The 20,929-nt window shown below is 55.8% G+C and carries 21 protein-coding genes, 1 tRNA gene and 1 pseudogene; 10 read left to right on the forward strand and 13 right to left on the reverse strand.

Going from position 1 to position 20,929, the window contains the following annotated elements:
* Positions 1-145: 145 nt before the first annotated feature.
* From yidC to rpmH, 3 genes are read right to left on the reverse strand one after another with little or no spacing between them, the layout of a single operon-like run.
* On the reverse strand, positions 146-1,999 hold the full coding sequence (yidC, locus tag V1290_RS21500; RefSeq protein ID WP_334366255.1) for a membrane protein insertase YidC: 1,854 nt from the start codon (positions 1,997-1,999) through the stop codon (positions 146-148).
* 20 nt (positions 2,000-2,019) lie between these two features.
* Positions 2,020-2,364 carry a ribonuclease P protein component gene (gene rnpA, locus V1290_RS21505; RefSeq protein ID WP_334366256.1) on the reverse strand — a complete coding sequence of 115 codons (345 nt, stop codon included), beginning with the start codon at positions 2,362-2,364 and terminating at the stop codon, positions 2,020-2,022.
* 27 nt (positions 2,365-2,391) lie between these two features.
* Positions 2,392-2,526, reverse strand: a complete 135-nt coding sequence (gene rpmH / locus V1290_RS21510) for a 50S ribosomal protein L34 (protein ID WP_008542748.1) — start codon at positions 2,524-2,526, stop codon at positions 2,392-2,394.
* 420 nt (positions 2,527-2,946) lie between these two features.
* Between rpmH and V1290_RS21515 the strand changes: the two genes are divergently transcribed.
* On the forward strand, positions 2,947-4,422 hold the full coding sequence (locus V1290_RS21515) for a HAMP domain-containing sensor histidine kinase (RefSeq protein ID WP_334366257.1): 1,476 nt from the start codon (positions 2,947-2,949) through the stop codon (positions 4,420-4,422).
* A gap of 323 nt (positions 4,423-4,745) precedes the next feature.
* Positions 4,746-4,822: transfer RNA gene (locus V1290_RS21520), tRNA-Arg, on the forward strand.
* On the opposite strand, the gene V1290_RS21525 is transcribed toward V1290_RS21520, so the two are convergent.
* Positions 4,823-5,911: a tyrosine-type recombinase/integrase gene (locus V1290_RS21525; protein WP_334366258.1), complete on the reverse strand. Its 1,089-nt coding sequence runs from the start codon at positions 5,909-5,911 to the stop codon at positions 4,823-4,825.
* 320 nt (positions 5,912-6,231) lie between these two features.
* Entirely contained in the window at positions 6,232-7,347 is a 1,116-nt protein-coding gene (locus tag V1290_RS21530) for a hypothetical protein (RefSeq protein WP_334366259.1), read from the reverse strand.
* 116 nt (positions 7,348-7,463) lie between these two features.
* Between V1290_RS21530 and V1290_RS21535 the strand changes: the two genes are divergently transcribed.
* Positions 7,464-8,030: a hypothetical protein gene (locus V1290_RS21535; RefSeq protein ID WP_334366260.1), complete on the forward strand. Its 567-nt coding sequence runs from the start codon at positions 7,464-7,466 to the stop codon at positions 8,028-8,030.
* Positions 8,031-8,655: 625 nt separating this feature from the next.
* Here the strand turns inward: V1290_RS21535 and V1290_RS21540 are convergent.
* The gene (locus tag V1290_RS21540; protein WP_334366261.1) at positions 8,656-9,498 is read right to left on the reverse strand and encodes a DUF6731 family protein; all 843 of its coding nucleotides are present in this window, start codon (positions 9,496-9,498) and stop codon (positions 8,656-8,658) included.
* 382 nt (positions 9,499-9,880) lie between these two features.
* Between V1290_RS21540 and V1290_RS21545 the strand changes: the two genes are divergently transcribed.
* Positions 9,881-11,014 carry an esterase/lipase family protein gene (locus tag V1290_RS21545; RefSeq protein ID WP_334366262.1) on the forward strand — a complete coding sequence of 378 codons (1,134 nt, stop codon included), beginning with the start codon at positions 9,881-9,883 and terminating at the stop codon, positions 11,012-11,014.
* 201 nt (positions 11,015-11,215) lie between these two features.
* On the opposite strand, the gene V1290_RS21550 is transcribed toward V1290_RS21545, so the two are convergent.
* The 6 genes from V1290_RS21550 to V1290_RS21575 all read right to left on the reverse strand — a co-directional run bounded on the left by V1290_RS21550 (position 11,216) and on the right by V1290_RS21575 (position 15,493).
* Positions 11,216-11,554 (reverse strand): P27 family phage terminase small subunit, encoded by a 339-nt coding sequence (locus tag V1290_RS21550; protein ID WP_334366263.1) that lies wholly within the window; start codon positions 11,552-11,554, stop codon positions 11,216-11,218.
* A gap of 129 nt (positions 11,555-11,683) precedes the next feature.
* A complete protein-coding gene (locus V1290_RS21555) occupies positions 11,684-12,811 on the reverse strand; it encodes a phage major capsid protein (RefSeq protein WP_334366264.1) in 1,128 nt (375 codons plus the stop codon).
* A gap of 14 nt (positions 12,812-12,825) precedes the next feature.
* A complete protein-coding gene (locus tag V1290_RS21560) occupies positions 12,826-13,350 on the reverse strand; it encodes an HK97 family phage prohead protease (RefSeq protein ID WP_334366265.1) in 525 nt (174 codons plus the stop codon).
* The gene (locus V1290_RS21565) at positions 13,347-14,534 is read right to left on the reverse strand and encodes a phage portal protein (RefSeq protein ID WP_334366266.1); all 1,188 of its coding nucleotides are present in this window, start codon (positions 14,532-14,534) and stop codon (positions 13,347-13,349) included. Before V1290_RS21565 ends, V1290_RS21560 begins: the two co-directional genes overlap by 4 nt.
* Positions 14,535-15,059, reverse strand: a complete 525-nt coding sequence (locus V1290_RS21570) for a hypothetical protein (RefSeq protein WP_334366267.1) — start codon at positions 15,057-15,059, stop codon at positions 14,535-14,537.
* Between the two features lie 221 nt (positions 15,060-15,280).
* Positions 15,281-15,493 (reverse strand): hypothetical protein, encoded by a 213-nt coding sequence (locus V1290_RS21575; RefSeq protein WP_334366268.1) that lies wholly within the window; start codon positions 15,491-15,493, stop codon positions 15,281-15,283.
* 208 nt (positions 15,494-15,701) lie between these two features.
* On the opposite strand from V1290_RS21575, the gene V1290_RS21580 reads away from it, so the two are divergent.
* The 3 genes from V1290_RS21580 (at position 15,702) to V1290_RS21590 (ending at position 17,968) form a co-directional block, all read left to right on the forward strand.
* The gene (locus tag V1290_RS21580; RefSeq protein WP_334366269.1) at positions 15,702-15,998 is read left to right on the forward strand and encodes a hypothetical protein; all 297 of its coding nucleotides are present in this window, start codon (positions 15,702-15,704) and stop codon (positions 15,996-15,998) included.
* Positions 15,999-16,081: 83 nt separating this feature from the next.
* Positions 16,082-16,819 (forward strand): hypothetical protein, encoded by a 738-nt coding sequence (locus V1290_RS21585; protein ID WP_334366270.1) that lies wholly within the window; start codon positions 16,082-16,084, stop codon positions 16,817-16,819.
* Between the two features lie 300 nt (positions 16,820-17,119).
* Positions 17,120-17,968, forward strand: coding sequence for a hypothetical protein (locus V1290_RS21590; protein ID WP_334366271.1), 849 nt, complete (start codon positions 17,120-17,122; stop codon positions 17,966-17,968).
* A gap of 19 nt (positions 17,969-17,987) precedes the next feature.
* Here V1290_RS21590 and V1290_RS36550 read toward each other — a convergent pair.
* A pseudogene (locus V1290_RS36550) lies at positions 17,988-18,290 on the reverse strand (hypothetical protein); the annotation flags it as partial.
* A gap of 201 nt (positions 18,291-18,491) precedes the next feature.
* Here V1290_RS36550 and V1290_RS21595 point away from each other — a divergent pair.
* The 3 genes from V1290_RS21595 (at position 18,492) to V1290_RS21605 (ending at position 20,908) form a co-directional block, all read left to right on the forward strand.
* The gene (locus V1290_RS21595; protein ID WP_334366272.1) at positions 18,492-19,310 is read left to right on the forward strand and encodes a hypothetical protein; all 819 of its coding nucleotides are present in this window, start codon (positions 18,492-18,494) and stop codon (positions 19,308-19,310) included.
* 1 nt (position 19,311) lies between these two features.
* Positions 19,312-19,989 (forward strand): SOS response-associated peptidase, encoded by a 678-nt coding sequence (locus tag V1290_RS21600; protein WP_334366273.1) that lies wholly within the window; start codon positions 19,312-19,314, stop codon positions 19,987-19,989.
* Between the two features lie 196 nt (positions 19,990-20,185).
* Complete coding sequence (locus tag V1290_RS21605) at positions 20,186-20,908, forward strand: hypothetical protein (RefSeq protein ID WP_334366274.1); 723 nt, start codon at positions 20,186-20,188, stop codon at positions 20,906-20,908.
* Positions 20,909-20,929: the final 21 nt, after the last annotated feature.

Raw genomic sequence — 20,929 nt, forward strand, 5'->3', positions numbered from 1 at the left:
TCCCATGCCCTTCGTCATGGCCGGGCTTATCCCGGCCATCCATGTTCGTTTCCGTCACCAGCACCGTAAAGACGTGGATGCCCGGCACAAGGCCGGGCATGACGGGTTGGAGAATGTCGGTATGGCTGCCGAAGGCGCCGCCGCGTCACGTCTTCTCGGCGGCCTTCTTCGGCGCGAACGTCGCCTTGAGATTGTCGAACAGCTCCACCTTCACGCCGTTCTTTCGCATGATGTAACTCTGCTGGATCACCGAGAGCAGGTTGTTCCAGGCCCAGTAGATCACGAGACCCGCCGGGAAGCCGGCCAGCATGAAGGTGAAGATCAGCGGCATCCAGTCGAAGATCATCTTCTGGGTCGGATCCGGCGGCGTCGGGTTCAGCTTCATCTGGAACCACATCGTGATGCCCATGATGATCGGCCAGACGCCGAGCGCGAGGTAAAATCCGATCACCGGAATGTGCGTCGGATCGAAAGGCAGCAGACCGAACAGATTGAACAGGTTGGTCGGGTCCGACGCCGAGAGATCCCTTATCCAGCCGTAGAACGGCGCATGGCGCATTTCGATGGTGACGAACAGCACCTTGTAGAGCGAGAAGAACACCGGAATCTGCAGCGCAATGGGAAGGCAGCCCGCGATCGGGTTGATCTTCTCCTTGCGGTAGATCTCCATCATCTCCTGCTGCTGCTTCTGGCGGTCGTCTGGATAGCGCTCCTTCAGCGCCTGCAGTTGCGGCTGCACCGACTTCATCTTCGCCATCGAGGCGTAGGACTTGTTGGCGAGCGGGAAGAACAACAGCTTGATCAGCACCGTCACCAGCAGGATGGAGAGGCCGAAATTGCCGACCAGATGGAAGAAATAGTCGAGCAACAGGAACATTGGCTTGGTGATGAAGTAGAACCAGCCCCAATCGATCAATAGATCGAATTGGTTCAGCCCGAGCTGCTTGTTGTAGCCGCCATGGCCGGCAAACGGGAAGTTGATGCCGACGACGCTGGCCTCCTTGGCGCCGGCGAACAGCCGCGCATTGGCGCTGCCAGTGCCGCCGATCGCAATCGTCTGCGGATCCAGCAGGTAGTCGGTCTGGTAGGTGCGCTTGGTGCCGGCCAGGTTGGAGGAGAAGCGCGCCTGCAGCCTGGCGGTGGTGTCCGGCAACAGCGCCGACGCCCAGTATTTGTCCGTGATGCCGAGCCAGCCATTGGTGACGTTGAAGGCGACCGACTTAACTTCGTCGATCTTCGAGTAGCTGTATTCCTGCAGGCGCTGGTCGCCGAGATAGCCGATCAGGCCTTCATGCAGGATGTAGTAGCCCGAGACCTCCGGCGTGCCGTGGCGGGAGATAAGGGCGAACGGATAGAGCGTGACCGGCGCATTGCCGACGTTGGTGACGTCGTCCTTGATGGTGAAGAGATAGCGGTCGTCGATTGCAATGGTGCGGCGGAAGGTGAGACCTTCGCCATTGTCCCATTTCAGCGTGACCGGCCTCTCGGGACTCAGGCTGCCGGAGCCTTCCTGCTGCCACACCGTCTCGCGATCGGGAAGCTTGGCGGTTGAGCCGGAGGCGGCGACCCAACCGAATTCCGCGTAATAGGGATGCGCCGTCCCCGAGGGCGAGAACAGCACGATCGCCGGCGACTTCGGATCGACGGTGTCGCGGAATTTCTCCAATGCGAGATCGTCGATGCGCGCGCCCTTCAGCGCGATGCTGCCGGAAATACGCGGCGTCTCGATCTTGATGCGGGGCGAGGCGGCAATCGCGGTGTCGCGGCTGACGACCGGCTGGGCCGGCTGGCCGGCAGGCGCGCCGGCGGAGGGCGTCGCGCCCGGTTGCGGCGTGGTGGAGCCGGGAGCCGTCTGCGGCTGCGACTTGTTAAGTTCGGCCTGGGTCTGCTGTTGCGCACGCTGCCGCTCCATCTGCGGCATATTGTAGAAATACTGCCAGGCGATCAGCACGAGGCCGGACAGAATGACGGCGAGGATGGTGTTGCGGTTGTCGGTCATCGTTTTTGAGGTCTCGCCATTCAATTCGGATGTTTGGTCGGCTGCCGGTCGAGGCGATGCAGCGCCGAGCGGAGATCGTCGAGCATGGTTGCGAAGTCGCGGGTGAGCGCGGCGCGACGGCCTACCAGCACATAATCATGGTGCGGTCGCATCGATATGACGTCCAGCCGCTTCACCAGTTCGCGAAGCCTGCGCCGGATGCGATTGCGCTCGGTAGCAGTACCGTTCTTTTTGGTAACGGTGAAGCCGATTCGGATCGGGCCGTCATCGTCGCGGGCTCGGCGCTGCACCACGAAGGCAGCGCTGTTGGCCCGCGTGCCATTGGCAACGGCGAGAAAGTCCGCCCGCTGCCTCAGCCGATCCATGAATGAAATCTCCGGAAAGGTTCCGGCTCAGGCGCTCAGACGCTTGCGGCCGCGCGCACGGCGAGCGGCGAGAACCTTGCGGCCGCCGGCGGTGGCGAGACGGGCGCGGAAGCCGTGACGGCGCTTGCGCACCAGTTTGCTGGGTTGATAAGTCCGCTTCACGGGTAGTTCTCCGCTGACCGGGCAATTTGCCTGTTGGATTGAGATGCGTCCGATGATGCGGGCCGGCCCGAAATGGGCCATTTACGGCCCAAAGCGAGCCGCCCCCGGCTGAAACCGGGCCATCGCGGACAATTGGCGCGGCTTATACGGGAGCGACCTGTTTTCGTCAATGTCGGGGGCTGCCGCATCAGCCCTTCTTTGAAACGTCGCAATTGGGGCGAATATATCTGTTTTCGTGGGGTTTTCAGGGGCAGGACGGCGACGCGCCCGGACCATTGGAACCACGGCACATTAGCGATCGGTAATTTGACCGTTCGGTGGCCCAAACGCATCCTCGGAATCACGGGAACGCGAACTTATATGGGCCGCGCGACCTGGGTTCGGCGGGCTCCGAAAGCAGAGATATCAAGGCGGATAATCGTGTCAGCGACCGACCAGCCGACTCTTCAAGCGCCGCGGCCTTCGGGCCCGCGGCGGCTCGGCCTGTCCGGCAAGCTCCTGCTGCTCACCATTCCGCTCGTGATGATCGCGCTCCTGATGATCTACGTGCCTTCGATCGCGAATTTCTGGACCAATCGGCTGAACGACCGCCTCGCCGCGGCCAATACCGCCGCCTTGGTGCTGGACGCCGCGCCGCTCGGCATGGTCCCGGATTCGCTGGCCCGGCAGATTCTGACCAGCGTCGGCGCGCGGGCGGTCGCCATCAAGATGGGGCAGCAGCGTCGGCTGCTCGCCAGCGCCGACCTGCCGCCGGCGATCGACCGTGACATCGACATGCGGACGCTCACGGTGTGGTCCGCTATCGTCGAGTCCTTTGAGACCATGCTGGAGCGAGGCAACCAGACCATCCGCGTGGTGGGGCCCGCGCCCGGCGGCGCCCAATTCATCGAAGTCGTGGTCGACGAGAAGCCGTTGCGGCTGGCGATGTACCGCTTTTCCAGCAACCTGCTGCTGGTCTCGCTGGGGATCGCGATGCTGGCCGCGGGGCTGGTTTACCTCGCGCTGCATTATCTGTTTGTCCGCCCGATGCGGCGGCTGACTGCCAATCTCGTCGGCTTCCACGAAAACCCCGAAAGCGCGGCGCGCATCATCGTGCCGAGCCAGCGCAGCGACGAGATCGGCGTCGTCGAGCGCGAACTGTCCGACATGCAGCGCGACCTCGTCTCGATGCTCTCCCAGAAGAGCCGGCTTGCCGCGCTCGGGCTTGCGGTGTCGAAGATCAACCATGATCTGCGCAATCTTCTGGCGTCCTCGCAATTGCTGTCGGATCAATTGGCCAGTGTGCCCGATCCGCGGGTGCAGCGCTTTGCGCCGAAACTGATGCGCTCGCTGGAGCGCGCCATCGACTTCTGCCAATCGACGCTGTCCTATGGCCGGGCTCAGGAAGCCGAGCCCGACCGCCGCTTGATCCAGGTCGAACCCGTGGTCACCGAGGTGCGCGAATCTGCCGGCCTTGCCGCCGACGCCTCGATCACCTGGATCAACGCCATCGAGCGCGGGCTTTCGATCGACGCCGATCCCGACCAGCTCTTTCGCGTGCTGCTTAACCTGGTGCGTAACGCGGTGCAGGCGCTCGACAGCCGCCCCAAGGGCGACACCGCGACATTGCAGATCCGAATCACCGGCCGCCGCGAAGGCTCGGTCGCGATCATCGAGGTTTCCGACACCGGTCCGGGCGTGCCGGCAAAGACGCGCGAGCACCTGTTCGAGGCGTTCCAGACCTCCGGCCGCCCCGGCGGCAGCGGGCTGGGCCTGGCGATCGCCGCCGAGTTGGTCCGCGCCCATGGCGGCGACATCCACCTGGTCGAAGGCACCATTGGTGCCACCTTCCGCGTCTCGATTCCCGACCGCCCGGTGGAACTACAGAGCGTCCGCAACGAGCGGGCCCGGGCGTAAGCAGTTGATCCTCCACGTCGTTCCGGGGCGATGCCACCGGGTCCGCGCGAAGCGCGGCCGGATGACAGGCTCTGCATCCTCCGCATCGAACCCGGAATCCAGAAGTCATGGCGCGAGATTCCCCGATGTGCGGGGCGCATCCGAGGTTTGCGCTGTGATGCGCCCGGAATAACGGAAATACTGCCCGGAATTGGCCCCCCGATCGCATTTCCCCACCTTGCCAAGCGAAGCCGGAGCGGGTAGCTAAAGCGCTCTTTCGCGACCGTCCGAGGTCTTTGTCGGACGCATCCGGGCCTCTTAAAGCCCAAATGCCAAGCGAAAACGCGCCCGTAGCTCAGCTGGATAGAGCACCAGACTACGAATCTGGGGGTCAGGAGTTCGAATCTCTTCGGGCGCGCCACTACTTAGCGGGTTTTTGCGCATCGCGTTTTGCAGGCCGTTTTGCAAAATCTGTTTCCAAGACGTTCTCGAATTTGGCCATCGCGCTGTCTGCAAGTTGACTAGTCCGGGCAAGATACTTGTCGAGAATTTCCTGTGCGCGTCGAAGGCTATGCCCTGTGATCGCGACGATTTCACCAATGTTGCAGCCCGCTCGGAACAGCATCGTGACGGTCGTTCCGCGAATGTCGTGAAAGTGCAGATCAGTGATCCCGGCGGCTTTACATGTTTCTTCCCATTTTTCTGCGAAATATCTTTTCTGAAATGCCAGCCCCGTCTTTGTCGTAAGAATTACTGCCGCCCTCCGTGGAGCAGCATCGAGCGTTGCCTTTAATGCAACTGTACAGGGGATGCGAATAGCTGGCGGCATTTTGCCTAATCGCCGCGCCTTGCCCTGTCTGAGAGTGATCCCAAGCCCGTCATAGGCTGACCATGCCAAACGACGAATGTCACCTTGGCGTTGACCAGTATGAAGGGCCAAGACCATTGCAAGCTTCATCTCGTTCGACGCAACAGCCATAAAGGACTCAACGTCTTCGGGCATCCAAATGATATCCGAACGGTCATTTGAATAAGCTCTTTGAAATCCATCGAGCACATTTGCTTTCAGTGGACCGTCTTTGGCTCCCCAAGAAAGGACACGCGCCAAGATGCTGATTCGGTTGTCTGCCTCGCGCGGCTTGTCTTCCGAAAACCTGTCATGCCATTTTACTATATCCGCGCGAAATGCCTTGTCTTCCAAAGCCCGAAACGGACATGTGCCATATTCGGAATCCCAGAACTTAAAAACACGCCGATATTCGGTTTGAGTGCTTGGGGCAAGTCTGCGCCATTGCTTCGTACCTTCGAAATCACGGATGAGGCTGGAAAGATTGCCTGTATTTCTGTTGCGTGATTTTTCTTCCGCCGCCGCGAAACTTGCGATGAATTCCGGGCTGTTCGGTTCTCCTTCGAGCCGCGTGCCGCTGGCGCGGTGATAGTAATAGGTCTTGGATTGGCCAGTTGCCAACGTCGCCCGGCTCGTGTTCACGCCGGAGATTTTAATGCGCATGAAAACGCTTCCATATTTCGAAGGGCGATTGGTCGTTGAATGCGACAGGAGCGGTAGAAACAGCGGCAGCCCGCTCCAAAGCAAGACGACTCCATCGCCTCGTGCCAGTCATAGGTCTTGGAAGGATACCTTTGCGAACCCACGAATCGAAGGTTGATAAAGAAAGGCCGCACATCGCCGCGCATTGGGCTCTGTCGAGAAATAGCGGCCAGTTGTCATTTGCTGCGATAGACAATTTTGAACCCGAAGAAGCTATGATTTCGACTGCAACCGGTCGGGACCTCAAGTGTCCCGACTGCCTTTTGCGCCAACAAAACGTTCTAGGCTGCCATTTCTACAGGTTCGTAGCCGATCAACAGCTCAATAGCGGTCACGACCAAATGCTTTCCAACGGCCCCCGGCCGTTTGTCGCTGGCCGCAAGCCCCGGCATTTGTTCACGACCGATTTTGTCCAGCGTGTCGCCCAGGGCGGCAGAAACCAACGCCCCGTAAAGTCTTGCTCCCAAGCGACTGCGGTAATCGGCAAGCGTTTCGGTTGCGTGACTGACTGCCGCTTCGTCCGCCGACAACACTACCGTTGGATCATGACTCGATATCGGTGCGCGGTTGGTGGAAGCTATAGCTGTAAAGGAGTTGGCCGCCTGGCCTTCGTTTGGAAACGTTTTTCCTGCAAGAGAATTTGGGCCGTAAGGCACGTTAGTGACCCTGTTATTTTCTTTGTTCTTTTTGCTTTTCTTGGACCGTTCCTTCACGGCGTATTTGCGAAATTTGCCTTTGCCGTCTCTGTAACCAATGATGTGACCCGACTCGTTGAATTCAAATTTTCCGGCGCGATGTAGAAACCGTACCTTATTGCCTAAGACGGAGAGTTCACTTTTCTCCATCAGTTCAATGGTAGTTGCGTTCCACGGGCCGCGCTCATTGTCGCCGCTGCCGTCTTGCCACAAGTTACGCATCGCGCCAGTAGCTATAGACGGGCCGTAGTCAAGGTCACGCTCCATTCCGACGCCCGGCCCATTTGCTTCACTACTTTGCTGGTGAAGAATGCCGTGGCCTCCATTTTGCCGAATGGTCAGCAATTGCCGCACTTCGTGCAGCACCCTGATCGCTTGGTTGTTGATAACGAGCGTTTCAGCGTCATTTGAGCCGCGCATGAGACTGCCCTTTACGGCCTGATCGCGCACCGGCCAATCGTGAAACCAGTTGTCGTTAGCGGCCCTGGCTTGTGGCTCGCTTGTAGCTGGGATCGGACCGCTGTAGGGCCGCGTGAAAAATGCCTTCGCGCGCTCGTCCGAAACCGGCGGCAGAACTAGCGGCAAGTCCTTAACGCCCCTATCACTCTTCTTTCGCGGCACCTTTTCGCCGCGATCATTCGCCCAAAGGCGTTTTTCCTCGGACGGCGTCGCGCGGCCGGTACAGCGATATCCAAATCCCATTGTTAGCTCCCCTGTGAAACGACGGGCATCCCGTCATTTGTATAATGCGCAAAAGACAGATAACTTGTCAATACATATTTTGTGCGTTATACAAATGAACGATATGGGGGACATTGATGGCCACGCCGAAGCAACTAGTTCATGCGGTCGCGACCGCGCTGCACGTACCAGAGGCGACGGTCACTGTTCATGACCGCAACCTTTCGGTCGCGGGGCTAAGAAGTATGGGGGGACGTGGCCGCGCAGCGGCGCAAGTTACGGCCCGCGACGCTGCCAATCTACTAATCGCTACCGCCGCGAGTCGAAACGTAAAGGACAGTGTGGAGTCCGTTCGCGTCTATGGAAATCTGGTTTCGACTGAAAAATGGAATTGGCGAATCTTTCCAGATTTTGCATCGTCCAAAGTCAAGCTGTCGTTGGCTGATGCGCTAAGCAGCCTTGTCGAGTTCGCCGCTACAGGAATACTCACAAAAGAAAAACTAAAAGGACATGAACTTTTTGTGCGTTTCTTCGGTGTCGAGCCGGAAGCAGAAATCGAGGTAATGCGCGCGAAGCAAACGTTCAAGCAGATAGACGCCAACCATAACAGATACGCGATCCCAGGACCCGGTGGCTTGAACTACAGTATGTACTTTACAGATCGCGCTTTGGTGGAGGTCGCGAAAGTATTTAGTAGTGCGTGATCCATTGCGGCTTGTGCCATTCGGGCGCACTTAGACAATGTGACGTAATTGGCGGCTGGACGTGGACCGTTGCACTAAGGCCGTAGATGCGAACCGACGGTCGAGAGATTATGAACGAGCGAACTCCATAATATGAGCGTGCTCTAGCCGGGAATAAATTCATTATCTCGGACGCTAACCATTTTACCAAAGTTTAAAGCTACGCGCAGAAAAGACGTAAACGCCCAAATGAATGACGCAAACCATAGTGCAACAGTCCAATAAGTGAAGTTCCCCTTCATATCCAGATCGAGGATCATAAGAGGTATCGAATAGATCGTGAGAACAAAACCCATGTACATGGCTTGTAGAACATACCATTGAAATCGCTTCATCACTGGCAGACGCCGGAAACTCCCCAATAAAGCCATCGCTCTTTGTCGCGACAAAGCCGAATACGCTGAAGAGAAAGCCAGTTTGAATGGCCGCCCAGCCGAAAACGGCGGAAAACAAGCCGCTCAGAATTATTTTCCCTGAACTTATGCTATCTACAAACCACTCTCTGAAAAAGTAAGCGAATGCGAGCCAGATCACGACAGAACCAATTGGTCCATATCGTTCGACTATGTAGGCAATGGTTCGCCTATCAGAATTTGCCATCGTTCCGTGCCATACTCGCGTGTAACGCCTCTAGTCGTATCTTGTAACTCTCTTTGGGGTCGTTGCGTGGGAGATCAAGCGTAATTTTCTCTGTTAATACCTCTCCAAGCAAGTCAATCTCCTCTTCCTGCTCGGCCCCTTTGCCCTTCAGTTTCCTCAGATCGATTTCACCGTTGTCGTTTCTTCGCAGGAGATCCTTCGCAAATTCATGCGCCTTAGTAAGGGCGCCCTTTGATTGACCCATTGACATTGAAACTTCCATTAGGTGTGGGCTGTAACTCTCCGCCAGTTCAGCAATGTTTTGATAGACGGCTTTGTGGGCGCCCGTGACTTGATTGAGATCAGTTGGGTTCGCAATCGCAAATCTTATTTTCTTCGGTGGAGTTGAAATGAATCGATTCCACATGTCCTTGCGAACCAAAGGCGTGAAAAGATACCAAACGTGCGGCGGAAAGGAATTCAAGTATCCGTTTACTCGGCTGAGCGAGAGTGTCCTGCTATCATACTGAGCGGCAAGAACGCTTTTGTTTTCGTTGAATACGAATGCTAGGTGATGACCTAGTGGCCGTTCCGTTTGAAGCGCCAGCGTATGTTCATCATGGACTTCTGAGGGATATCCCCGTTCCTGAAGCCTGACAAATTCGCCTTCATAAAAACCGGCAGAACGCGCATCAAATGCTTCGAGGCGCACTTTGACGCCATTCACATCCTTCATGCGTTTGCTCGGACCGCCTAAGGCAAAGATTTTTTCCAAGGTCTTTGCAAAGGTGGGATCGTGCCTTTCGGCCCTCTCAACGCGATAGAAACGTATTGCTATTCCCTGATCCATTAGTCCCCCCAATCGGATCGAGGAGACCACAATCTATGCGAGCAACAAATAACTATCCGCCGATTTCCTCTGATAGTTCACGTCGATCCGGCCTGTAGCAGTGGCAGTCTAGCAAATTAACACCAACAAGCAAGAACGGATGGAGAACCCTTTCCAGAAGCGACATTGCCCTTTGCCGTTGCCGATGATGGACTTTCGTCCGGCGAGCCTGTCGAATGCGTTCAATGCAGGCCGCTGTATGCGTGCCCACGCGCTTTCACGGTCACCATCGTCGACGCGGTCGCGTTGAGTTGCACTGGTTGCCCTGCCACTGCGATTTCAACGTTGCCTTAAATTGTTCCTTTGAACTTGACCGCGAAACGCCAGCGCACAGGTGATTTCATTGAGCGATCATACGATCCATATTGTGCTGATACACGGAACATGGGGAAGACGGTCAACTTGGACCTCCAGCGAGTCCAGTTTCCGGCGTGAACTGTCCAGGCAACTTGGACGGCCCGTCCAATTTCATGTTTTCAAATGGTCGGGGTGGAATTCGCATCTGGCCCGTATCAGGGGTGCGATACGGCTGGCCGAAAATCTGCCAGATGAAGTCGATCCAGATAATCTTTTCTTTGTTGCACACAGCCATGGAGGCAATTTGCTGAACTACGCATGTGCGATGACTAACCTCGCAGATGTGGCGGGAGGGTTTGTCTATTTAGGAACGCCATTCATGTACTTTTCCAAGCGATCCGACTTCCACTTCTGGCTAACGAAAATTTCGCCCATCTTGACGGTTTCTTACTACCTAATCTTATTTGCGTCCTTCTTTTTGATTGGAATCCTGCTAGTGGCCCTCAACATCCCTGTATTGCCCCTTCTGGTTCTCTTTGGCTGTTTGTTCCTGTTCGAAAACTATCTTGCACACGGCCCCAAGGCCGCGAAGCGCTGGCTCATTAATTATGCTGAAACTGCGATGCCTCTCGCCGATGGAGCCTGCAAGGTCTTTCGTCAGCCAGAACTGCCCTCATCTAGAGTTTTCATATGTCGGTCATCTTTCGACGAAGCCAGCATGTGGCTTCGCTCGATTGGAACGGTGCTGGATACTGCTCGGTGGACATATACGATTGCATCGTCTGTATTCTATTTTCCGAAATTTGGAATGGCCACCGCTGCCTTTGCACTTATTGTAATGTGGCTGCTAGAGCGCGGGCGGGAGGGCTTGTACTTTGTGTTCTGGTACTATTCTTTGGCGCTAATCTTAACACTTGGATCGGCTATATTCGTCAAATATTTTTCGCGCGTCCTTGCGAACCAACCGTTCTCATATGGTCCTGATCGCTTTGTAGATAATGCCATAACGGAGGTGTCTGTGCGGAGGTATCCGAACATTGTAGGCGGCCTGCCGATGGAGCATCTTAGTGTTTCGCGACTACCGATCCGGTTTCTAAATCACTGCAACTACTACTTGGATCGCGAGACCATCGGGGCGATAGCCACTTGGATCAATAACCGACTTCCGCGAACGCCGTGACTCAACTGAGTCTTCGCTTCGGCAAATACATGCTGCGCGTCCATTCGAATGCTTCCTTATCGCCGTACGCGTTCCAAAGCGCTTCGAGCCTAGCGCAATCCATGAACTGAACGAATCCGCAATCCGTGTCGCCACGCAACCATGCTTCCTCATCCGCGCTGAGTGCGCCGCGTCGGCGGAGATTTCGCTTGCGCACCGGCATCAGCGGTTAGCCTTTAAAACGTTCGGCCGGGACTCCGCGGGCGTTGCAATGTCTAGTCCGAGTTCGCGGACAAGCCGGGCAAATGCCAATCGGCTGTCGCGCTCAATTGCGATTTCCGGGCGGCTACGCGGCGCGCCGAACCGATCTAAATACGTCATTCCGTGTTTAGCAATCTCTTCTCTTGCTTGTTCTGATCTATCCCACGCCTCGCCCGCTTTGATGAGCAAGCGGACGTGGTGGCTTTCCAATTCGTAATCTGCAACCACGCCTGCGAACCACTTAGCAGTTTCCGAGCGCAGATGGTTTGGCGCTCTTGGGGGCGCCGATTGTGATTTCATGTAAGGAATCCGATTTGAACCGGGGAACCGAGCGCGCAAAAGTCACCCAAGGCCGGTCGAGAGGGTAATTGTGTAAAGTTTCTTGCGGTGCGGGCCGATGATCTTCATCACCGGCCCGTCCGTTCGCATTTAGCTTGTGGCAATCTTCAATTTGTTGATCGCTTCCGCCTTGCCAATCCCGCCAGCCACACGTCGCCGAGCATGGAAGCGGGTAACGCCTGTAGTGGCTTGTGTGAAAGGGTCTCGCATAATCGCAAGCGAGACACGGTCAAAGATGCGGTAAGCGTTGCTGAAATCGCCGAAGACTACGGGATACGTGCTTGTGCCAATGTCCGGCATGTCGGGAAACTCAATGACCGGACGGCCCAGCAACGTGGTGACCGGTGCGTTCGCGATGCCAGCCATCGCCAACAGGTAATTGCCTGTTGTATCCTTCAATTTGCGGATTGCAGATAGCGTGTTGCTGTTCATTCCGAACACAGCATTGGCGCGGTAAGGCGTTTTGATCGAGTGATAGAGATCGATCAGGCCGTCTGCCGTTATGGCCGAAGATGAACCGGACGCGGTGTAAGCGACCGAGCTATCTTGCATGAACCCGGAAGGGGACAACACACTGTTGCCGTTGACGAACGCCTTACCCTCTTCATAGCCGAACTCTTCCGCGAACTCATAGTTCAGCATGGCGGCAACGTCGAACGCAGTGTCTTCCAGTAACTGGTTGCTAACGTCTACATACGCGGCCAATTCACGGACCTCGTAACGCGACTGGCCGAACGTGACGTTCGTTGCGGGGCGTGCGCTGGTTTCGCCCACCCAACTTGCCGTCATGCCGCCGGTCCGCTTCGGCCATAGAATTGCCGGGCCGCTTGCAGGAAGTACCCGGGCAACTGACCTGATTGGAGAGAACAGCACAATATTGCGGTCGAACTCAGCTTGGAAGGTATCAGGGACGAGGTAGCCACCAGCCGCGTTGTCGGATGTTCGAAGCGCTTTCGCTTCATGGGGTGCGAGCGCCGCTTGGCCGTGGCGAATAAACTGATCGAACGCTTTTGCTTCAAGGGTTAGTGGCGTGTTGTCGTTTGCCGCAACGCCAGGACGGTTAAATCGAAGTTCGAGGTCGTCGAGGCGTGATTTGAAGTTGTCGTTTGCCGCTTTGACTTCGGCTGTCTTGGTGTTGACGGTTTCGGTTAAGCTGGCCAAAGCGGCATAAACGTTGGTTGCCTCGTCATCTGACTTGCGCAATGTATTCGTATTCAAAGTAATCGAGTCCTTTAATGAATTGCCGCATTTGCGGCGTTGATAGCCTGAATGAGGCGTTGGAATTCCGTGCTGCTTTTCACGCGACTAACTGTAGCGCTTGGCAGCATCGGGAACGTCACGACCGAGATTTCGAAAAGATCGACCTCTTGCAGAAGTCGAACGTTCTTGATGCGGTCGAATGTGTCTTTCGTCGCACGATAGCCAATGGACAAACCGTCGAGCGCGCCAGCCTTCAAGAGACTGTAGGTTTCGCGGCCGCGCGTTGTGTCCAGAATTAGCTGGCCGGTCGCTTTTAATCCGCGCTCATCCTCAATCAGACTTGTCCAGACCCCGATGGGTTCTGACGTGTCATGGTTGCGAAGCATCTTGATCTTTGGCAGCGGCTTTGACGCCAACGCCTTGGCGAACGCGCCAGGTTTGACGATATCCCGGCCAAGGTCTTGTTCATCGAACTTTGAAGCGTAGCCGGTAAATACGCCGTCAGCCGTGATACTCTTCGTATCAAGTTCGAAGAAAGCGCCTATCTCTTTCGTCATGCGACTTTGGTCTTTCGTAATTGATTATTATCATTTGCGGGAATCAGAATGTCGCCACCTTCTATGGGTGGACGGTTCTCTAATGCACGTGCTTCATTCGCCGTCAGGAACGGGCCGCCAACCGATTTGGCATAAGCTTCCGTCCGGGCCGTCAGGTTGGCGCGCGTGAGGGCCGACGTATCGAGTTCAATTGAAGTGGTCGCCCGTTCTTCCGGGGCGAATAGCGCGCGTGTGAGGGCCGCTTGCCATTGCAGAACCCATGGCATCAGCGTGTAGTCAAGGAATGCTTGGCCCATTTCTGCCGCGTTGCCCCAAGTCGCTCTACCAAGTTCAGAGAGAAGGTGGGGCGGTACGCGGAATGCGCGGCTGATTTCTACTATTTGCATTCGCCGGAGTTCAACGAATTGCATATCTACACTGTTAAACGTGAGAGGAGTAAAGTCTGCGTCTTGATCGAACACGGCCGTTCCGCCGGATGCACCCGAACCATGTGCTGCCTGCCAAGCCGCCTTGATGCGGTCTAGCTGTTCTCTTGTAAGCTTGCCGCTTTTGAACTTTAGGATGCCGCTTGGCCGCGCACCGTTGCCCAATAGCTTGGCGGCATGGCCCTCTAACGCCAACGCTAAGGCGATAGCTTCGCGGGCGTGATGGATTGGCGCAATACCGGTCACACCGTCGATGCTGATAGCCTTGATGTGAATGATGTCGGAGTAGGGGGCAGTTCGCCTAATGCCCGATGAATTGGTGACCGTGTAGACCGGTTCGCCGGAAGATTGATCATGGGCAACCGTTACGGATGTGGGTGCAAGCCGGATCAGTTCACGCGGCGTGCCAGCTACGCGGTTGACGAAGGCATAACCATTGCCATGCAACAACACGTCTACCTGAATCTGTAGTCGAAAATCATACGAGCTTGTCCAGCCGTTCGGCTCATTGTGGATTAGCCGATAAATCGTGTTGCCTTTATCGAGAATTTTGGATGTTCCATCGAACTTCAAGACGTGTGCCGGTAGTGCGGCAACCGATTCCGAAATGATGCGGACGGCGGCATTGACGGCGGGCACATGCAGGGCAGTGGCAGCGGTGACTGTTTGACCGCTCAACGTCGGGGTGAAGCCAAATAGTTCGGAGAGGCGCGGGTCGGTGAGAGAGTGTGATTTCTTAAACCAAGTAAACCCAAACAATTACGCGGACTCCCAACGATTGAAGTGGAGTCCACAGGCAAGATCGAAGAGACATTTCCCGCTGATCGTCATGCTGCGCCTAACGCGAATATCGGACCAAGGCGCTGACTGAATGCCGAACAGGGTTTCGCATTGCCCTTCAATCGTCTCAATCGAAAGACACGCGCGCGGTCTATCGCAATCGACTTCAATCCGGGATTTGTATGCAAGGGCCGCCGTATCACTGGCCGATTTGAAAGAGTTGATCATGTTAACGAGAACGTCGCCCAAACCATTCCGGCCAGTGGGGTCCATCAGTGCGTAGTACGCACAGGCCGCACTTGCAGCGTCTTTGGCAGGGACATCGGTTAAGAGGGCCAACAGCATCATGACGGTGTGGCGGGTATTCAGTTTGGGTACTGTTGCGCCACGGCTGGATGGCCAAATTCCGGTTTCCACCAGTCGGCGCTTCACGCCTATGACGGTGGAAAGGGGCAAGCCGGTTATACGTGCCAGATTTGGCACGAGATCAGAGGCCGCTACCATGCGGGGAGAATCCTTTGAAATGAATACGTGAGTGAAATGAATTGTGCGGGCGCGGTGCGCCGGTCGCATTTTGGTATCAGGATCAAAAACGGCCCGGCCAACGCCGTCCCGCTTTCATCCCTCACTAGATCGGGCGCTGGGTGCGGTTTTTAGTGCACCGGCCTACAAGGCTTCTTGCCCTCATCATATAGGGCGCGAAACCGCATTTTCGGTGCACCGGCCTATCTGAGCCAGCCCCGGCTATCAGCATCCACGTCCGAAAGGCCAGTTCGGGCCAGGTCATAAAGTCCATAGTCCGCGAGATTGTCGCGATAGACCCAATGCCAGCCGTAATCACCGGTGATCCTGTCCTTAACAAGCAGAAACAAGGATTCGTCGTCCGCGTCGTCAATGCCGTCAATGGTATCGTAATCGAGGTCTACTTTGTCGGTCATGGAGCATCCCTTTGGTGACGAGCCGATTAACCGGCTCACCTTATAGGGCGCAGGCGGGCCGTCTTGGTGCACCGGACGTAGGCTGGCTGCGGCCGTCGCTGGTGCGGGCCGCTTTATCCAGCGGAAAGGCTGGCCGGTTCACGGCAAACCTCTGTACGGGCGTCGCGCGCACACTATGATGCGGAGGATTGATTGGGCGGGAAACACCATGGACTGGGTTATTGTAGCGGGATGCCTTTGTTTGGGGGCCATTATCGGCTCGTTCGCAACGTTCTATTTTTTCTCAAACTACAAAGAACGAACGGGTACAAAAGTTCTTGTCGCTACCACGTCCGCCTGCATCGGAACGTCTGTCATGGCGATGTTCAGCTTTTTGGCTGGATTTGCTGGACCAACGCGCGAGTATTGGTTTTATCCGGTAGGTCTGTTTATCGGCTTTGCTTTCGTGATGATCTTGGATTTTGTCTATTTCGATTACGGCACCGGTAACCGTCGGAAGCGGTAGGGTACACACGTTCACACGATCAACAAGGGCAAGCTGCGATTAGCGGTATTTGGACTTCGTCGTCGGCAGAACAGGATTCGCCTGTGACCAAAGAAGAGTTTGAACGTAGACTCGATAGGGCGTTTTCGAAACGCGTCCGAATTGTCGCGGAGAACCCGCGTGGGAAACTCTCCGCTTGTTGGATTTTCTGGGGCCACAAAAGCGATTTCTATTTCGGCGCAAAAGGCATTTCCAATGCGATAAAGGTCAGCCTGCATGAAAACGGCCGTGGCTACGTTGGCTATGACAAGCAATACTTTGAGAGAAAGCGCGGGGAAGGTATCGCAATTCCGGCTAAAACGGCGTTTGAGTGGGCGTTGCCAGTGCCCGGCCTTCTCGGGGCAGCGCATGCGGCTTCACTTATCTTGCCCGCCGACTATTGCCATGGCGCTTCGCTGTCTGATAGCGCACGCAAAAAGACACTTGTACTTGGCATTGAAGATGGAAGCTGCGCGGAAATTGGCGTTTTTCTCTCGCGTGAGCATCCAGCTACGCTAGAATCCAAGTTGAAGAAAATCGGAAGGCCGATGTTCGCAGTAACGTTGGATAATGGGATGCACACATCGCTTGTTGTCCGTTCTCGGCCGTTCGATAGTGCCTCTCTTCCGTCAGACGAGCAGACGGCACGCGCGCGTTCGCAAATGCTGACGACCGAGCCGGTCTCCGAGAATGAAACTCTGAATGCAATCTTGTGGGATGCGCCGGAAGACGGCGGCGCGATTCGTGTCATCGATGTTGGCGGCGTGCGGTGGAAGAAGCGCCCAACGCCCCCGGCAGTCTAGAATGGGCTGGCTATCCATCAGAGCCGCGTTCTCGGTCGGGGGGCTGTTCGCAACGCACCAGCCGTTTGAACCCGGCCCGGTGCCTTCGCATCGGGGCCGGGCTTCGCACCGGCCCGGGGGTTATAGGGGGGTGCGAAGCACATGGGTGCGAAGGGGTGCGAAGCAGTACGAAGGTAGGTACGAAACAGTAAGGCAGTTGACTGATTGTTCTGCGTTGCAAAACTGTTTGACCTCCTGTCCCTGATTTGATGGAAGCCCGTTTCTTAAATTGCCCCGGCCGCCCAAGCAGTGGAGAGCACGTTGGACAGTACGCTATTTCTTACCTTGTTTCTATTTGCAGTGCAGACGGCAGCCGGGGTCGCTCCAATGAAGTGGCCGCAACGCAGATGGCTGGCAGACGCGATTTTTTATCTCTCTGGATTCTTCGCAACTATCTGCTTAGTAACGTATCTGGTGACAAACAGAGATTGGCTCGTGCCGGCAATTCAACCATCCCACGTCATAGCTCTCGGATTGGCGATTGCCTTCGGCGGCCTGCTTTGGCAATGGCGACAAGCCCCCATACAGGTTCCGAATGTCCAGCAACCATTCCCATCACCGACGATTACTCCCTCGGCGTCCACGCCGCCGGCCGCGAAGACACTGATAACCTATTCCGAGCGAGATATCCGTGAATTGTTAGATGGGCTGGCCGAAGCTCACGACTTGGTCGAAAAGCGCGTATTCCCGGCCACTCATAAGATCACAGAGGCGACAGCTAATTGGCACGGCAGAATACCGAATCATGGTCCAGCGGGCTTTGCCCGTGCGCTCCGAGAAATGAACGCCGCACTTCCAGATGAATTATGGAAGCCAATTGACGCCCTCTTGGAGAAGTACAGTCGCGTAACTGAACAGTTGCGATTTGCGCTTGCACTAGATCATGAGGCGGCAAGAGGAGAAATCAGCCGCGCGCTCAAAAATGCTATCGACGCTCTAGAAAAACTTCCTGAGAATCCCTCTGAGACTACTCGCGACCTCGTTAGACCGCAATTCGCGGAAGCCTACAGGCAGGGCGAAATCACTTTCAACTGGATCACGGTTGCTCGCACACGAATAGCCCAAATGACGCAGAATCTGCGAACGAAGGGCGTTACAGGATTTGAATAGGGCTGACTAGTTGATGGTCTTACCGCTCCTCATCAGGATGCACCCACTTGTACGGCGTTATCTCCCGCCGCTCAGTCAGCTTGATCATCCGCACCGGCGGCTTGTAGCGCCGCGTACCGCAAGACCGGCTTCGGAACGAAGACTCCAGCTTCCATATGGGCGTATCACGCCGTCTGCGAATGGCATCCAATGGCAGACTCGCCCTTGTCTTGCATCGGCGGCATTCGATTTCTAACCAGCCGTACCCGCCGTTCAGGCACTGGCCTATCGTTGGGGACGGCTGCGCAGGGCTGCCATAGCCTTCCATGCGGACCGACGCGGCCGGCCCAGATGACTTCGCGCGTCTTCGTGCTCATGGCTGGCCATTACAGCGGCGTTGGCAGGACTGAGCAACTTTACTAGGCTTTGGGGCAAGGAACGGGTTGCGGACCCTATGTCTAACCGCCGCTTGATCACGAAAAGCGAATTGGCCAGGGGATTTGAATTGACCTTAGTCGCGGTATGGAGAGCGCAAGATCGGCTGATGGCAGTAGCCGATACCCGGATCGTGCGCACTGCGGGCAATGTTCTGACAGAGCATGGGCCAAAGCTGTTGCCTGTGACGATTGTTTGCAGGCAACCTGGTCCGAGCGGCTTCTTCGACCGCGAAGTTTATCGCGCGGACATCGGTTTTGCTTATAGCGGGTCCACACTTAGCGCCTTGGCCGCGCACGCCCTGTCAAACACCTTGCTTTCAAAATTGATTGGAAATCCGGGCGCTCCACCGCCTGCCCTTAACGAGGTAGCCCATTTTATTGCCGGCGCCTCTGCCGAGTACATGCGTGAAGTCGGTCAACTGTCTGGAACAGACGGCTTGTTCTCGGCAATTGTATTCGGGTGGTGTCCGCAGCAACGTACTCTTCGCACATTTGAACTTCGACCCAGACTTGCGAACGCGCAGTTTTGGGTAGATATGCAGGAACATTCTCTAAATCCAATCAGAGTCGGAGGTACAGCGGCAGAATCTTCGATTGTCATAGGAAGCTCTCCCGCTCTTCTTAAAGAGGCAATCGACAAGGAGCTTGGTGACGCAAAAGCGAGGGAAGAAGTACACCAAATTGTCGCTTTTGATGCGCCAAGGCGCGCGCTCCGGCATTTGATTGTTGAGAACGCGAGCGAAATGATAGGCGGAACAGTTCAGCAAGCGTGGGCCACTGCCTCGGGATTTCAGATTGTTTCGAATGTGGAGCCAATTGCACTTCGTCCACCGTCACCCCGGAATGTTGGTACGTTCATATTGGGTTTCGACGCTGCCGACATCCAAACGGTTGGTAATTATAGAGTGGCGTCGGACGGTCGCTGAAATGTGCAATCTCTACAGCATCACCACTAACCAAGAAGCCATCCGCGCGCTGTTCCGCGTCATGAATCGGTACGTCGGCAACCTCCCACCGATGCCGGGTGTGTTTCCTGACTATCCCGCGCCCGTCGTCCGCAACGCGGGGACGGAGCGGGAGCTAGTCATGATGCGGTGGGGGATGCCACCGCCACCCAGAACTGGCGGCCCGCCGGTCACCAATATACGCAACACATCATCCCCACATTGGCGCGGCTGGTTGAAGCCTGAGAATCGATGCTTGGTGCCGCTGAACAGCTTTGCAGAATATGCGCCGGAGCCCAATCCTGAAACCAAGAAAAAAGACGTGGTGTGGTTCGCCCTGAATGAAGACCGACCGCTGTCCGCATTCGCGGGTATATGGACGGAATTTAGGGGCGGCCGAGGAACGAAGTCGAAGCCAATTCCTGGCCCGCATCTTGTCTATGGGTTTCTGACAACGCAGCCGAACGCCGTCATCGAGCCGATTCACCCGAAAGCCATGCCGGTGATCCTCACAACGGATGAAGAGCGCGAGGTTTGGATGCGAGCGCCTTGGGATGAAGCAAAAGAATTGCAGCGGCCGTTGGCGGATGATGCGTTAAGGATTGTTCGACGCGGCGCGGACAAAGAGGACTTACACGTTCATGATAGCCAGACTTCGTGAAAAATTTAACGGTCTCAAATGGGGGCTTGTAAATAGCCGTCCTATCGCAGCCGTTCCATGGTCAGCCATACGTAGGATCGGGCAATCACGACTTCTTGCGCTAACTATCATCGTGCCCTTTCTAGGATCACTTCTGCTCTTCAATCAACACGTTGTTGAACTGCTTACTCTGTCGCCAGACTTGGTGCGTCGTTGGATGAACATATCAGCAAGCGCCGCTGATGACACAGCGCGCCAGGTGACTTTGTCTCGACTGTACTACGTCTATTTCGGCCTCACGTTTCTTGGAATCGGATCAGCACTCTTTGCGCTCTTTTGCCCCCTAATCGTGAAGAACTATGCGTCTGCCGTCGAATACATACAAATGGAGAGCGCGCTAGTAACCAAATCACGAATAGGACTCATGGTGACGGAACTGGCGTCCCACTATTCAAGTTGGTGGGAGGAAGATGGTCCTTATCAAATGCCAACATTGCTGAGGCGACTAGGCGAGCCAATAGATTTTATAAACTTGGGCTCTGTTGCGATCATTGAAATATTTGCCGATATTCCTGACCCGCCCATGGACGAAATTGTGTCGGGTGACACTGAAAGCGAAGCGGCTATGGGTGTGGCTGGGGAGGAGGAATTTGAAGACGATTTCTATGATCGCAGAGGCAAACCTGATCCAACAAAGATTGCAAATGTTTTGCACTCGGGGGCGCGATACCATCAGCCGTTCGTTGAAGATTTCAGCCAACAGGCAAGTACTGACAAGCACCGGAACGACATTCTTACGCTACGATATATGGCGCTCGACAATTCCCGTCCGATGCTGCGCGTTTTTGTTTTAACCTTTTACGGCTGCGGATTTGCGCTGTTGCTTATCCCGACGGCTATTACATTCTTACAACTAACTTGGCACGTTCTGCGCCATTAGATTAATTGTCGGCGGCGCAGC

The organism is Bradyrhizobium sp. AZCC 1578, from assembly GCF_036924675.1.
Taxonomy (GTDB): Bacteria; Pseudomonadota; Alphaproteobacteria; order Rhizobiales; family Xanthobacteraceae; genus Bradyrhizobium.

Coding starts and splice junctions, on each gene's coding strand:
- yidC (WP_334366255.1), bottom strand. CDS start 1,999: ATGACCGACAACCGCAACACCATCCTCGCCGTCATTCTGTCCGGCCTC.
- rnpA (WP_334366256.1), bottom strand. CDS start 2,364: ATGGATCGGCTGAGGCAGCGGGCGGACTTTCTCGCCGTTGCCAATGGC.
- V1290_RS21525 (WP_334366258.1), bottom strand. CDS start 5,911: ATGCGCATTAAAATCTCCGGCGTGAACACGAGCCGGGCGACGTTGGCA.
- V1290_RS21530 (WP_334366259.1), bottom strand. CDS start 7,347: ATGGGATTTGGATATCGCTGTACCGGCCGCGCGACGCCGTCCGAGGAA.
- V1290_RS21535 (WP_334366260.1), top strand. CDS start 7,464: ATGGCCACGCCGAAGCAACTAGTTCATGCGGTCGCGACCGCGCTGCAC.
- V1290_RS21540 (WP_334366261.1), bottom strand. CDS start 9,498: ATGGATCAGGGAATAGCAATACGTTTCTATCGCGTTGAGAGGGCCGAA.
- V1290_RS21550 (WP_334366263.1), bottom strand. CDS start 11,554: ATGAAATCACAATCGGCGCCCCCAAGAGCGCCAAACCATCTGCGCTCG.
- V1290_RS21560 (WP_334366265.1), bottom strand. CDS start 13,350: ATGACGAAAGAGATAGGCGCTTTCTTCGAACTTGATACGAAGAGTATC.
- V1290_RS21570 (WP_334366267.1), bottom strand. CDS start 15,059: ATGGTAGCGGCCTCTGATCTCGTGCCAAATCTGGCACGTATAACCGGC.
- V1290_RS21575 (WP_334366268.1), bottom strand. CDS start 15,493: ATGACCGACAAAGTAGACCTCGATTACGATACCATTGACGGCATTGAC.
- V1290_RS21580 (WP_334366269.1), top strand. CDS start 15,702: ATGGACTGGGTTATTGTAGCGGGATGCCTTTGTTTGGGGGCCATTATC.
- V1290_RS21595 (WP_334366272.1), top strand. CDS start 18,492: ATGGCAGTAGCCGATACCCGGATCGTGCGCACTGCGGGCAATGTTCTG.
- V1290_RS21600 (WP_334366273.1), top strand. CDS start 19,312: ATGTGCAATCTCTACAGCATCACCACTAACCAAGAAGCCATCCGCGCG.
- V1290_RS21605 (WP_334366274.1), top strand. CDS start 20,186: ATGAACATATCAGCAAGCGCCGCTGATGACACAGCGCGCCAGGTGACT.